Origin of the sequence: Streptomyces syringium, from assembly GCF_017876625.1 — a bacterium.
Taxonomy (GTDB): domain Bacteria; phylum Actinomycetota; class Actinomycetes; order Streptomycetales; family Streptomycetaceae; genus Streptomyces; species Streptomyces syringius.
Map to the genome: position 1 here is coordinate 1,868,320 of NZ_JAGIOH010000001.1, position 12,089 is coordinate 1,880,408.

At 72.7% G+C, this 12,089-nt stretch carries 14 protein-coding genes; 5 read left to right on the forward strand and 9 right to left on the reverse strand.

The window, feature by feature from the left end; translation table 11 throughout:
- Nucleotides 1–137: 137 nt before the first annotated feature.
- Nucleotides 138–1,682, forward strand: coding sequence for a S8 family peptidase (locus tag JO379_RS08215; protein ID WP_130877147.1), 1,545 nt, complete (start codon nucleotides 138–140; stop codon nucleotides 1,680–1,682).
- On the opposite strand, the gene JO379_RS08220 is transcribed toward JO379_RS08215, so the two are convergent.
- Nucleotides 1,643–2,413: a lysoplasmalogenase gene (locus JO379_RS08220; protein ID WP_209519037.1), complete on the reverse strand. Its 771-nt coding sequence runs from the start codon at nucleotides 2,411–2,413 to the stop codon at nucleotides 1,643–1,645. The genes JO379_RS08215 and JO379_RS08220 overlap by 40 nt on opposite strands.
- The gene (locus tag JO379_RS08225; protein WP_130877149.1) at nucleotides 2,410–3,363 is read right to left on the reverse strand and encodes a sterol desaturase family protein; all 954 of its coding nucleotides are present in this window, start codon (nucleotides 3,361–3,363) and stop codon (nucleotides 2,410–2,412) included. Before JO379_RS08225 ends, JO379_RS08220 begins: the two co-directional genes overlap by 4 nt.
- Nucleotides 3,364–3,674: 311 nt before the next feature.
- On the opposite strand from JO379_RS08225, the gene JO379_RS08230 reads away from it, so the two are divergent.
- The 3 genes from JO379_RS08230 to JO379_RS08240 all read left to right on the forward strand — a co-directional run bounded on the left by JO379_RS08230 (nucleotide 3,675) and on the right by JO379_RS08240 (nucleotide 7,448).
- On the forward strand, nucleotides 3,675–4,670 hold the full coding sequence (locus JO379_RS08230; RefSeq protein WP_207303871.1) for a DEDDh family exonuclease: 996 nt from the start codon (nucleotides 3,675–3,677) through the stop codon (nucleotides 4,668–4,670).
- A gap of 106 nt (nucleotides 4,671–4,776) precedes the next feature.
- Entirely contained in the window at nucleotides 4,777–5,568 is a 792-nt protein-coding gene (locus tag JO379_RS08235; protein ID WP_130877151.1) for an SURF1 family cytochrome oxidase biogenesis protein, read from the forward strand.
- A 77-nt stretch (nucleotides 5,569–5,645) separates the two neighbouring features.
- Nucleotides 5,646–7,448, forward strand: coding sequence for a glycoside hydrolase family 15 protein (locus JO379_RS08240; protein ID WP_209514463.1), 1,803 nt, complete (start codon nucleotides 5,646–5,648; stop codon nucleotides 7,446–7,448).
- 33 nt (nucleotides 7,449–7,481) lie between these two features.
- On the opposite strand, the gene amaP is transcribed toward JO379_RS08240, so the two are convergent.
- The 5 genes from amaP to JO379_RS08265 are packed head-to-tail and all read right to left on the reverse strand — an operon-like array spanning nucleotide 7,482 to nucleotide 9,755.
- The gene (gene amaP / locus JO379_RS08245) at nucleotides 7,482–8,072 is read right to left on the reverse strand and encodes an alkaline shock response membrane anchor protein AmaP (protein ID WP_209514464.1); all 591 of its coding nucleotides are present in this window, start codon (nucleotides 8,070–8,072) and stop codon (nucleotides 7,482–7,484) included.
- A gap of 7 nt (nucleotides 8,073–8,079) precedes the next feature.
- Nucleotides 8,080–8,718 carry a DUF6286 domain-containing protein gene (locus JO379_RS08250; protein ID WP_209514466.1) on the reverse strand — a complete coding sequence of 213 codons (639 nt, stop codon included), beginning with the start codon at nucleotides 8,716–8,718 and terminating at the stop codon, nucleotides 8,080–8,082.
- Nucleotides 8,715–9,050, reverse strand: a complete 336-nt coding sequence (locus JO379_RS08255; protein WP_130877807.1) for an Asp23/Gls24 family envelope stress response protein — start codon at nucleotides 9,048–9,050, stop codon at nucleotides 8,715–8,717. Before JO379_RS08255 ends, JO379_RS08250 begins: the two co-directional genes overlap by 4 nt.
- A gap of 41 nt (nucleotides 9,051–9,091) precedes the next feature.
- On the reverse strand, nucleotides 9,092–9,280 hold the full coding sequence (locus tag JO379_RS08260; RefSeq protein WP_130877155.1) for a hypothetical protein: 189 nt from the start codon (nucleotides 9,278–9,280) through the stop codon (nucleotides 9,092–9,094).
- Nucleotides 9,281–9,290: 10 nt separating this feature from the next.
- On the reverse strand, nucleotides 9,291–9,755 hold the full coding sequence (locus JO379_RS08265) for an Asp23/Gls24 family envelope stress response protein (protein ID WP_130877156.1): 465 nt from the start codon (nucleotides 9,753–9,755) through the stop codon (nucleotides 9,291–9,293).
- Between the two features lie 188 nt (nucleotides 9,756–9,943).
- Between JO379_RS08265 and JO379_RS08270 the strand changes: the two genes are divergently transcribed.
- The gene (locus JO379_RS08270) at nucleotides 9,944–10,708 is read left to right on the forward strand and encodes a hypothetical protein (protein WP_307841926.1); all 765 of its coding nucleotides are present in this window, start codon (nucleotides 9,944–9,946) and stop codon (nucleotides 10,706–10,708) included.
- Nucleotides 10,709–10,717: 9 nt separating this feature from the next.
- Here the strand turns inward: JO379_RS08270 and JO379_RS08275 are convergent, their stop codons facing one another.
- Both JO379_RS08275 and JO379_RS08280 read right to left on the reverse strand, forming a co-directional pair.
- Entirely contained in the window at nucleotides 10,718–11,509 is a 792-nt protein-coding gene (locus tag JO379_RS08275; protein ID WP_130877157.1) for an enoyl-CoA hydratase/isomerase family protein, read from the reverse strand.
- A 118-nt stretch (nucleotides 11,510–11,627) separates the two neighbouring features.
- Nucleotides 11,628–11,849 (reverse strand): helix-turn-helix domain-containing protein, encoded by a 222-nt coding sequence (locus tag JO379_RS08280; RefSeq protein WP_030366669.1) that lies wholly within the window; start codon nucleotides 11,847–11,849, stop codon nucleotides 11,628–11,630.
- Between the last annotated feature and the right edge of the window lie 240 nt (nucleotides 11,850–12,089).

Below are 12,089 nucleotides of genomic sequence, written 5' to 3' on the forward strand. Positions count from 1 at the left end.
CGGCATGACGATGTCTCCCGCTCTTAGTTCCAGGAATTCATTGCCGGGGGCCGGAGATCGGCGCTAGCTTCACTCGTCATGTACCCGTCCGCGTGCGGCCTGCACCCGGGTGGTTTTACGGATGATGTGGAGAACCCATGGCTCATCTGCGCTCCAGACGGCGTCACGCCCTGCTGGCCGTCCCCGTCGGACTGGCGCTCACCGCGTCGCTCGGTTTTCTGCCCGGCGCGGCCACCGCGGCCCCTCAGGGCACGTTCGCGGTACAGGCCCCCGTCACCACGGACGGCCCGCAGTTGTCGTACGTGGTCAACACGGACACCGCCCGCGGCACCGTCGCGAAGGTGAAGAAGGCCGTCACCCAGGCGGGTGGCACCATCGTGGCGGCCTACGACCGCATCGGCGTCATCGTCGCCCACTCCAAGAACCCCGAGTTCGGCGCGACCCTGCGCGCGGTGCCGGGCGTGACCTCCGCGGGCGCCACCCGCACGGCGCCGCTCGCCCCCGCCACCACCACCGATGTCGGCAAGCCCGAGAAGGTGAAGCTGCCGAAGGCCGTCGCCCAGAGCGCGGCCCGCTCGGCCACCGCCGGCGCGGAGCCGCTGGAGGGCCTCCAGTGGGACCTCGCCGCCATCAAGGCCGACAAGGCCGCGAAGGTCAACCCGGGCAGCAGGAACGTCACGGTCGGCGTCATCGACACCGGCGTGGACGACACCCACCCGGACCTGAAGCCGAACTTCTCCCGGAGCCAGTCGGCCAGCTGCGTCACCGGCAAGGCGGACACCCGTCCCGGTGCCTGGCGCCCGTTCGACCCGGCGGAGGACTACCACGGCACGCACGTGGCCGGTTCGATCGCCGCCGCCCGCAACGGCGTCGGCGTGGCCGGCGTCGCGCCCGGCGTGAAGGTCTCCGGCATCAAGGTCAGCCAGGACAAGACCTCGCTGTTCTACGCGGAGAGCGTGGTCTGCGCGTTCGTCTTCGCCGCCGACCACGGCATAGCCGTGACGAACAACAGCTACTACGTCGACCCGTGGCTCTACAACTGCGACGACGACCCGGACCAGAAGGCGATCCGCGAATCGGTCGGCCGGGCCGCGCGGTACGCCCAGGACAAGGGCACGATCAACATCGCCTCGGCGGGCAACTCCGCGCACGACCTGGCGGCCAAGGAGATCACCGACACCACCAGCCCCAATGACACCAAGCCGCTGCCGCGGAAGATAGACCCCTCCAAGTGCCTCGACGTGCCGGCCCAGCTCCCGGGCGTCGTCACCGTCGCGGCCACCGGCGTCAAGTCGCTGAAGTCGTACTACTCCAACTACGGCCAGGGCCAGATCGACGTGGCGGCCCCCGGCGGCGACCGCTACCAGGTGCCCGGACTGCCCGCGAAGGACGGTCGCATCCTCTCCACGATGCCCGGCGGTGACTGGGCCTACCTCCAGGGCACCTCGATGGCCGCCCCGCACGTGGCCGGTGTCGCGGCGCTGCTGAAGAGCACGCACCCCAAGTCGAGCCCGCAGGAGCTCCAGTGGCTCCTGAAGGCCCAGGCCGACAACCCGGGTTGCCCCACCGCGTACGACCCCGACGGTGACGGCAAGATCGACGCCACTTGCGTCGGCACCCAGCACGTCAACAGCTTCTACGGCTACGGCATCGTCGACGCCCTGGACGCGGTCCAGGACTGATCCGGACGGTGAGCGACAGGGGCCGGGCCGCGCCACGCGGCCCGGCCCTTTCCGTCTCCCCGGCTTCCGTCCCCCGGGCTCTGCCCCCGACCGGGCCGGGGGGATTTGGGCCGCGACAGCCCTTCCGTCAGCAGGTACTGGGCGGCGAGATAGGTGAGCATGATCCAGAACTGGGGGGCGGGTGCCTGCGGCCACTCGGCGATGCCGCCGGCGATGAGCGTGTCCGACAGCAGGAACAGCGCACCGCCCGCACCCGTCCGCACCCCCGCGCGGGTCGCGCCGCACGCCATCGCGGTCAACAGCAGGCTGTAACAGGCGACGGGCAGCCGCAGCCCCGCCTCCAGGTCCGGCCACAGCACCAGCACGACACCGAGCCAGGCGACCCCGTACGCACCCGCCAGAGCGTACGCACGCACCCCGCCCGCCGCCCCGTGCCGGGCGAACAGCGCCAGGTAGCAGACGTGCCCGGCCGCGAAGGAGCCCATGCCCAGCAGGAAGACGGTGTCGCCGCCGACTTGCAGCAGCGTGTCGCCGCCGCACCCGAACAGCAGCGCGGCGACGAGCAGCCGGGGTCCGCCGAGGGCGACGACACGGGCGGCGAGCAGCGGCATCAGCACGGGCTTGGTGACCTGCGCGACGGCAGGGACGCCGGCCGCGAGCGCGCACAGGTGGACGACGGCGACGGCGGCGAAGGCGATCAGCAGTGCGCGGGGCGTGCGGAGCCGTCTCACGCGACGCGCTCGGGGGCGGCGGCCCGGGACCCGGGCGCCTGGGCGCCGCCGGGCGGCACGTCCCCGGTGGGCGGCACATCCCCGGTGGGGGCCTCGTCCTTGGTGGGCGACAGCCGGGCCGGCTGCCATCCCGGCCCCCGGAACACCCGCCCGGCCCGCTCACGCCAGCCCTGTGCCGCCCGCAGATCGCGGGCGATGGCGGCGTACTCGTGCGTGGCGACGCGCAAGGGGTTGTAGGTGTCGATGTTCTTTGTCAGGCCATAGACCGGACGTTCCCCTTCCGGCACGAAGGAGCCGAAGAGGCGGTCCCAGACGATCAGGATGCCGCCGAAGTTGCGGTCCAGATAGCCGCCCTGGGAGGCGTGGTGCACCCGGTGGTGGGACGGCGTGTTCAGGACGTACTCGAAGGGCCGGGGCAGTCTGCCCACCCGCTCGGTGTGCACCCAGAACTGATAGACGAGGTTCGCCGACGAGCAGAACGCCACCGCCGCCGGGTGCACGCCGAGCGCGATCATCGGCACGTAGAACGGCCACACGGTCAGCGACGTCCACGGCTGGCGCAGCGCGGTGGTGAAGTTGAACTTCCGGCTGGAGTGGTGCACCACGTGGCAGGCCCACAGGATCCGCACGACGTGATGCCCGCGGTGCGACCAGTAGTAGAAGAAGTCCTGGGCCAGCAGCATCAGCGGCAGCGTCCACCACAGCACGGGTACGCGCAGCGGCGTGAGTTCATAGATCCCCGCGTAGACGGCGACGATCGGGATCTTCCACAGCGCGTCGAAGGCCAGGCTGCCGAGCCCCATGCCGATGCTGGTCGCCGCGTCCTTCGCGGCGTACCCCGCGGCGCCGCTCTCCTCGGCGGGGTGCAGCCGATAGCTCACCAACTCCAGCGCGGTGAGCAGGACGAAGGCCGGTATGGACCACAACACGACATCGGGAAGGTGCGGCATGGCCGCACCATAAACGCGCCACGGGCCGTGCCGCTAGGGGTTGTTACCGTTGGGTACCGGTCAGTGTTACCCGAGGATCCCGTGGCGTGGCACCGGTGGGAGCGGAGCGGCGGGGGCCGGCGTCGGCGGGCCGTCGGCCGCGGCCGGCAGTCCACCGTCCGGGTGACGGAGGCGCAGGGGACGGGCCCCGGCCGGCCCCGGCCCGGCTCCGACCCGACCTCGAACGGAGTGGAACACGTCACATCGGCGGGGACTTTACGGGTCCGGGGCCGGGCCCGCGCTGTCAGTGCGGGCCCGTATTCTCTGTGACCATGCTCGAAGACCGCGCCGCCGCCGAATCGCCGACCCCGTGGCCGACCGCGTATCCCGACGGATACGCGGTCGTCGACGTGGAGACCACCGGGCTCGCCCGGGACGACCGGATAGTGTCGGCCGCCGTCTATCAGCTGGACGCCAGAGGCCAGGTCGAGGACCAGTGGTACACGCTGGTCAATCCCGAGCGCGATCCCGGGCCGGTGTGGATCCACGGCCTCACCACCGAAGTCCTCTCCGGTGCGCCACTCTTCCCGGAGATCGCCGGCGAGCTGGCCGCGCGGCTCGACGGCCGGGTCCTCGTCGCGCACAACGCGGCCTTCGACTGGTCGATGCTCGCCCGTGAGTTCGCCCGCGCGCGGGCGACCGCGCCCGTGCGTCAACGGCTGTGCACCATCGCGCTCTCCAAGGAGCTGCGGCTGCCGCTGCCCAACCACAAGCTGGAGTCGCTCGCCGCGCACTACGGCGTCGTGCAGCAGCGCGCGCACCACGCGCTGGACGACGCGCGGGTGCTCGCGGAGGCGTTCCGGCCCAGCCTGCGGCTGGCGGCACAGGCCGGGCTGCGGCTGCCGCTGCTGGCCTGCCAGCCGCTGACCGAGTGGTCCGACGGGCCCGCGCGCCCGGCCACCGTCGGCTATCAGCCGTCCTACCGGCAGTCGACCTGGCGGGCGAGCCGTAAGCGGCCCGCGTGCCCGTACCCCAACCCAGGACGTTACGAACCGGGCGAACAGCTCATTCAGGGCATGCGGGTGGCGTTCTCCGGTGACACCTCGATCGACCGCGAGCTGCTGGAGGACCGTGCCATCGACGCCGGGCTGCACATCGCCACGAGCGTCTCCCGCCTCACCAGCCTGCTGGTCACCAACGACCCCGACTCCCCCACGTCGAAGACCACCAAGGCCCGTTCGTTCGGCACCCCGGTGATCGACGAGGCGGCGTTCATGCAGCTGCTGTTGCACGTCACCCCGGCCCCCGGTACGTCCGGCGGCTCCTAGCACCTGTCGGGCGACGGCGGACCCCGGTCACGGCGCGCGAGGCCGGACGGCACGGCGGCGGCACCCGATGACCGGGGGGCGAACCACGCCAGGTACCGTCAAATGTGTGTATCGCTTCCTGTTGTCCCGGCAATGGGTGATCCTCACGCTCGTGGGGCTCGCCCTGATCCCGGTGATGATCAAGCTGGGCTTCTGGCAGTACCACCGCCATGAGCACCGGGTCGCCCGGAACGACCAGGTCGCCCAGAGCCTCGCCGCCGACCCCGTCCCCGTCACCCGGCTCGCTGCACCCGGCCGCCCCGTGCCGCACGACGACGTCTGGCGTCGGATCACCGCGAGCGGTACGTACGACACCAAGGGCGAGGTCGTCGTCCGGCTGCGTACCGACTCCGACGGCAACCAGGGCTATTTCGTCCTCACCCCGCTGGTGCCGGACAGCGGTCCGGCCCTCCTCGTCAACCGCGGCTGGATCCCCGCCAACGGCGATCTGACGAAGCTCCCGCACATCCCCCCGGCGCCGAAGGGCAAGGTCTCGGTCGTCGGCCGGCTGCGCGCCGACGAGAACACCGGCAGCGGCATCAAGGACACCGAGGGCCTGCCGGACCGCCAGGTCATGCTGATCAGCAGCGAGCAGCGGGCCAAGGCGCAGCACCGGCCGTTCCTCGGCGGCTACGTAGAACTCGTGGGGCCCGTCGCCAAGGGGCAGCCGAAGCCCGTCCCGGCCCCGGACCACAGCGAGATCGGCCCGCACATGGCCTACGCCGTCCAGTGGTGGCTGTTCTCCGGCTTCGTGCCCGTCGGCTGGTTCATCCTCGTCCGCCGCGAGCGACGCGACCGCGCCGCCGAGGCCGCCAAGGCGGCCGACGGGCCCAGCGCCGAGGCCGCCGCCGTCGCCTAGGGCCTGTCTCTCGGATCCCGCCTCCCTCGCGGAGTAGCCCCGGAGTAGGTCCCCCGTGATCAGGGAAGACGCTTCGCGTGGCACCACTCATCGAGGACTACGCGCTCATCGGCGATCTCCAGACCGCCGCCCTGGTCGGTCGCGACGGATCCATCGACTGGCTCTGCCTGCCCCGCTTCGACTCGCCCGCCTGCTTCGCCGCGCTCCTGGGCGACGAGGAGAACGGCCACTGGCGGCTGGCCCCCCGGGGCGCCGGGCCGTGCACCCGGCGTGCCTATCTCGAGGACTCCCTGATCCTGGAGACCGTCTGGGAGACGGAGACCGGCACCGTCAAGGTCACCGACTTCATGCCCCAGCGCCACCGCGCCCCCGACATCGTCCGCATCGTCGAGGGCGTCAGCGGTTCCGTCGACATGCTGGGCGTGCTGCGGCTGCGCTTCGACTACGGCAATGTCGTCCCCTGGGTCCGCCGGGCCGACGGTCACCGGGTCGCCGTCGCCGGGCCCGACTCGGCGTGGCTGCGCAGCGAACCGCCCGTGCGGACCTTCGGCAAGGGCTTCAGCACCCGTTCCGAGTTCACCGTCGACGCCGGGGACACGGTCGCCTTCGTGCTGACCTGGCACCCCTCGCACGAGGCCCGCCCCGATCTCATCGACCCGCACGAGTCCCTGCGGCACAGCCTGGAGGACTGGCGCGAGTGGGCCTGCCGGTGCCGCTACCAGGGCCCGTACCAGGACGCGGTGATGCGTTCGCTGATCACTCTCAAGGCCCTCACCTACGGGCCCACCGGCGGCATCGTCGCGGCCCCCACCACTTCCCTGCCCGAGGACATCGGCGGCGTCCGCAACTGGGACTACCGCTACTGCTGGCTGCGCGACTCCACCCTCACCCTCGGCGCGCTGCTCTCGGTCGGCTATCTCGAGGAGGCCGCCGCGTGGCGCGACTGGCTGCTGCGCACGGTCGCCGGGGACCCCGCCGACCTCCAGATCATGTACGGCGTCGCGGGCGAGCGCCGGCTGCCCGAGACGGAGCTGCCGTGGCTGTCGGGCTACGAGCGGTCCGCCCCGGTACGGGTCGGCAACAGCGCCGTCAACCAGCTCCAGCTCGACGTCTACGGCGAGGTCATCGACTCCCTCTACGTCGCCCGCCGGGGCGGGCTCAACGCCAAGCCGCACGCGTGGAGCGTCCTGCGGGTGTTCATGGAGTTCCTCATGAAGCACTGGCGCGAGCCCGACGAAGGGATCTGGGAGGTGCGCGGCCCGCGCCGGCACTTCGTCCACTCCAAAGTGATGGCCTGGGTCGCCGCCGACCGGGCCGTGCGCATCCTGGAGCACGACCCGAAGCTCAAGGGCGACCTCACCCGGATGCGGCAGATGCGGGACGAGGTCCACCGCGAGGTCTGCGAGAAAGGCTACGACCCCGAGCGCGGCACCTTCACCCAGTCCTACGGATCCTCCGAGCTCGACGCGGCCACCCTCCTCATCCCCCGCGTCGGCTTCCTGCCGCCCGACGATCCCCGCGTCGTCGGCACGGTCGACGCGATCCGCCGGGACCTGACCCACGAAGGGCTCGTCCGGCGCTACACCATCGACGGCAAGCCCGTCGACGGGTTGCCGGGCAATGAGGGGACCTTCCTCGTCTGTTCCTTCTGGCTGGTCGACGCCCTGTATCTGACCGGCCGGCGGAAGGAGGCCCGGCGCCTGTTCGAACGGCTGCTGAGCCTGCGCAGCGATCTCGGTCTGCTCTCCGAGGAGTACGACCCCGTGGCCCGGCGGCAGCTCGGCAACTACCCGCAGGCGTTCAGTCACATCGGTCTGGTGACGAGCGCGCTGCTCCTCGGCGCGGAGGGGTGCGAGCGGCCCGACATCCGTAACGACTGAGCCGGGGCTCGGGCGGTGGAGGTCCCCTTCGCCTCAGCCGACCCGCTCCGCGCGGTGCCGGACCGCCCGGAGCCGGACCTCCGCCGGAAGCCGGACCAGGCCCGCGGAGACCCGGGCGTGGGTCAGGGCCTCGGTGTACAGCCGGTGCAGGGCGGAGGCGGGGGCGGCGTGCGGTGCCAGGGTCAGACCCACGCGGGCCTCGGGTGCCGTACGGCTCCCGCTCAAGGTGACGTGCGCCCGGTCGACCCCGTCCAGCGACTGCGCCTCGGCGGCCAGCACGCTCTCCAGGGCGTGGCCGCGGACGAGCGCGCCCTCTCCGTCACCGCTGTCGACGAGCACCTCCCGCAGCCGGCGCCGCCGCGGCTGTGCGAGCAGCCACCACAGGGCGAGCAGCACGGCGAGGGCGAGGGCGGCGATGACCACCGGCCACCACCAGCCCTCCGACCGCCACTTTCGGCGGTCGGCACGGGCGAGCAGCACATCGCGCGGCCCGTCGAAGGGCCATGCGGACGGCAGGGTGACGTGCCGTTGCAGGTCCAGGGCGCCGATCAGCACGGCGGCGCCGAGCCCCAGCAGCACCACGCCCGCCAGTCCCACGAGCACCCGGTTGACGGTCCTCAGCATCGCGCGCTCATTTCTTCACCGGGCGGCTCACCCGGACCGACAGCCGCGGGTGCCGGGCGAGCCCCAACTCCCGTACCCCGTCGGCCAGTACCGTGTCCACGTCCGCCCGCACCTCCTCCAGGTCCCTGAAGTGGGACAGCGCCCGGGTCCTGATCCGGTGCCGGCCGACGTCGACCCGTACGGACTGTACGCCGGAGACCTCCATGACCCGGTCGCGGAGCACCAGCGCGGCCGCCCGCCGGTCGATGCCGGCCCGTACGTCGGGGGTGTCGCGCCGCATCGGCAGCACCCCGCGCAGGCCCGGTGTCACGGCGAGGACGAGCAGCCACAGACCGAGCAGCACGGCGGCGGCCGCGAGCCAGATCACCCGGGGGTCGTCGAGGGGGCGGGTGGCCAGCTCGCGCGCGAGGCGCCGGCGCCAGCCCATGGCGGGGCGGCCCGTCCGGACCGCCGCCACGTCGTAGAGGAGCACCCCGGCGCCGCCCACCACGACGAGCGCGACGAGGGCGGCGGGCAGTCTGCGCGCCGACCAGAAGCGCCCGGCGCGGCCACCGTCGTCGGGGGCCTGCGCGGCGGCCGCCCCGTCGCCCTCGGCGGCGCTCTTCTCCAGCGTCGGGGGGCCGCCACCCGGCTCCGGGCCGCTCATCGGACCCGCTCCGCGCCCGCGCCCAGCGTCTGCGGCGAGTGCAGCCGCTCCACCGTGACCGCCACCTCCGGGACCTCCATGCCCACCAGCCCCCGCACCCGCTCGACGACCCGGCGGCGTACCGCGCCGCACTGGGCGCCGATGTCGGAGGGGTAGCCCAGCTCCACGAAGACCCGCACGCGGGCGGAGTCGTCGCGGACGACCACCGACGCGTGCGGGGGCGCGTGGGCGTCCGCCGCCTCGGCGCTCAGCGCCTCCCGTGCGGCCTGGGAGGCGATCTTCGCGACCACCCGGTCGGCGATGTGGGTCGCACCGCGCTCAGCCGGTTCCACCACGCGTCCTCACCGCACCCCTCGCCGCGCCGAACGCTCCACTACCGTCGTCCCTCACGGTCCCTCGTCCGGAAGAGGTCGCCCGGCTCCAGATCCCCGTCCAGGAACCGGCCTGCCACGAACCCGATGGCGCCCAAGGCCGCCACCAGCAAAAACGCACCGAAACCGCCGAAGTACCCGGCGAAGCCCAGTCCCATGCCGGCGATCAGGCCGACCACGGCCATGTTCATCGTCCGCTCCCTACTGGAGCCTCGGCTCCGGCTCGTCCTCTTCTTCGTCCGGCAGCTTGACATCGCTCACGGCGATGTTGACCTCGACGACCTCCAGGCCGGTCATGCGCTCCACCGCCGCGATGACGTTTTCCCGCACGGAGCGGGCCACATCCGCGATGGCGAAGCCGTAATCCACGACGATCTCCAGATCGAGCGCCGTCTGGACCTCGCCGACCTCGGCCTTCACCCCGCGGCTGACGGACTTGGCGCCGCCGGGCACCCGGTCGCGTACGGCACCGAAGGTGCGGGAGATGCCGCTGCCCATCGCGTGGACGCCGACCACGTCACGGGCCGCGAGTCCCGCGATCTTCTCCACGACGCCGTCGGCGATGGTCGTCCGGCCGCGGTCGGCCGGTGCGGCCTTGGGCTCCTTGGCCGAGCCACCGGGGCCGCCCGAGCCCTCCGGCCGGTTGCGCTGTGCGGTGTCGGTCATCGTCAATCGCCTCTTTCCCGCGGGGAAGGAAAAACGTTCGCCGGTCCACTTGCCACCCTAAGCGCGGTCGGCCGGGACCGCTCCGGCGAAGAGGTGAACGGGCGGCACGAGCCCGCCATTCGGGTGGCTCACCCGGCCGCCGGCCCGTCCGTACGGCAGGCTGGTCCCGCTGACGACGGACTTCGGGAGTGACGGTGGCCGCGGACGGGTTGACACAGGCGGTACGGCAGCAACTCGGGCTCGGCAGGCTGCTGCCGCTCGGCGGCGCGGCGGACGGCGCCTGGATCACGGAGTACGCGGCGGTGGGCGCCCTGCGCCGGGCCGCCTCGGCCGCACTGCCGGGGGTCCGGCTCGGCACGGTCCGGCTCGCGCTCGCCGATCCGGCCACAGCGGTGCCCGCGACGGTCCCGGCCCCGCCGAGCGCCCTCCCGGCGGGGCCGCTGCGCCTGACGGCGGACTTCGCGGCCACGGTGGACGAGCCGCTGCCGGCCGTGGCGGGCCGGCTGCGCGGTGCCCTGTGGTCGGCGGGGGTGGAGACGCTCGGGCTGGACCTCGACGCGGTGGATCTCCGGGCGACGGCGCTGCTCGACGGCCCGGAGGCCGTCGGGAGCGCCGGGGCCGTGGCGGCGCCGGAGCGCCCGGCCGACGCGGAGCCCGGTACGGACGCCGACAGCCCCGTCGCCCGGGTGGTGCGGGCCGTGCCGGGCGTGGCCCGGCTCGCACCGGTGCTCGGCGGCCCGGCCCAGGCGGTGCGGGTCCGGGACCGTACGGACGAGGAGCCGGGCCGTCATACGCAGGTGCAGATCGCGGTGACGGAGGGCAGGTGCGCCCTCGACGTCACCGCGGCGGTCCGCGAGGCCGTCGCCGTGGCGACGGCCGACGGCGCCCCGGGCCCGGTCACGGTCGCCGTCGTGGTGACGGCCGTCGACCCGGTCGGGGGAACGGCACGCTGACGCCTGTCCCTACTCCCCCAGGCCCGCCAGGTCACGCAGCCGACGGGCCTGGGCCGCCCGCTCCGCCGTGCGCTGGTCGTCGTAGCCGCGGCCGGCGGCGTCGCGCAGAAGGGCCTTGGTCTCGACGACCGCGTCACGCGGGGCGGCGAGGAGGGCCGCGGCCAGGTCCTGGGCGGCAGCGTCGAGTTCGGCGGCCGGGACGACCAGGTTGGCGAGGCCCGTGCGCTCGGCCTCCTCGGCGTGCACGAAGCGGCCCGTGGCGCAGATCTCCAGCGCGCGGGCGTAGCCGACCAGCGACAGCAGCGGGTGCGTGCCGGTGAGGTCGGGCACCAGGCCCAGGCTGGTCTCACGCATCGCGAACTGCGCGTCGTCCGCACAGATCCGCAGGTCACAGGCGAGGGCGAGCTGGAAGCCCGCACCGATCGCATGGCCCTGCACGGCCGCGATGGAGACGATGTCGTTCCGCCGCCACCAGGTGAAAGCCTCCTGGTAGGTGGCGATCTCGGCGTCCAGCGCCTCGTCCGAGCCGCGCGCCAGGTCCAGGAACGACGGCTCACCGTCGAATCCCTCGGGCGTGAAGGCCTGCCGGTCGAGGCCCGCGGAGAAGGACTTGCCCTCACCGCGGAGGACCACGACCCGCACGCTGCCCGGCAGCAGCCGTCCCGCCTCGGCCAGTGCCCGCCACAGCGCGGGCGACTGGGCGTTGCGCTTGGCGGGGTTGGCGAGCGTGACGGTGGCTACCGCGTCATCGACGGTGAGCTGTACGCCGTCTTGGTCGAGCAGAGTCTTGGGGGCAGTCATGGGGGCCTCCGAACCAGCCGCAGTCACAGTTAAGTTGACTGCACAGTAACCACCCGGTCGACTGCTCGACCGACCGGGTGGCACTGCCCACAACGACGGTGCCCCATGGTGCGCGACGTCAGGCCGAGGCGGCCTTCTTGCCGCGCGTCGCTCCGCCGCGACCTCGCAGGATCACGCCGGATTCGCTGAGCATCCGGTGGACGAAGCCGTAGGAGCGACCGGTCTCTTCGGCCAGCGCCCTGATACTCGCACCGGAGTCGTACTTCTTCTTCAGGTCTGCCGCGAGCTTTTCGCGCGCGGCGCCGGTTACCCGGCTGCCCTTCTTCAGAGTCTCGGCCACCCGTGCCTCCTCATGGGAGATGCGCTCTTGTCTCTCATGATCACCCCTAGGCGGCCTCCTGGCCACCCATTCGGCAAGGTCGATGGCAGGAGGTTTGCGCGATTTCCAGCGCTGAAGGGCCTCGGAGCGGCTGATTCCGAACATCCGCACCCGTACGACCGTACGGGTGGTGCGGCGAAGAGGCAGGTCAGAAGGGGCCTCGTCACCACCGGCGCGAACGGCGCCCGACACCCGGGGCAG

Coding starts and splice junctions, on each gene's coding strand:
- JO379_RS08250 (WP_209514466.1), bottom strand. CDS start 8,718: ATGAGCGGCCCGGAGCCGGGTGGCGGCCCCCCGACGCTGGAGAAGAGC.
- JO379_RS08260 (WP_130877155.1), bottom strand. CDS start 9,280: ATGAACATGGCCGTGGTCGGCCTGATCGCCGGCATGGGACTGGGCTTC.
- JO379_RS08275 (WP_130877157.1), bottom strand. CDS start 11,509: ATGACTGCCCCCAAGACTCTGCTCGACCAAGACGGCGTACAGCTCACC.
- JO379_RS08265 (WP_130877156.1), bottom strand. CDS start 9,755: ATGACCGACACCGCACAGCGCAACCGGCCGGAGGGCTCGGGCGGCCCC.
- JO379_RS08225 (WP_130877149.1), bottom strand. CDS start 3,363: ATGCCGCACCTTCCCGATGTCGTGTTGTGGTCCATACCGGCCTTCGTC.
- JO379_RS08230 (WP_207303871.1), top strand. CDS start 3,675: ATGCTCGAAGACCGCGCCGCCGCCGAATCGCCGACCCCGTGGCCGACC.
- amaP (WP_209514464.1), bottom strand. CDS start 8,072: ATGCTGAGGACCGTCAACCGGGTGCTCGTGGGACTGGCGGGCGTGGTG.
- JO379_RS08215 (WP_130877147.1), top strand. CDS start 138: ATGGCTCATCTGCGCTCCAGACGGCGTCACGCCCTGCTGGCCGTCCCC.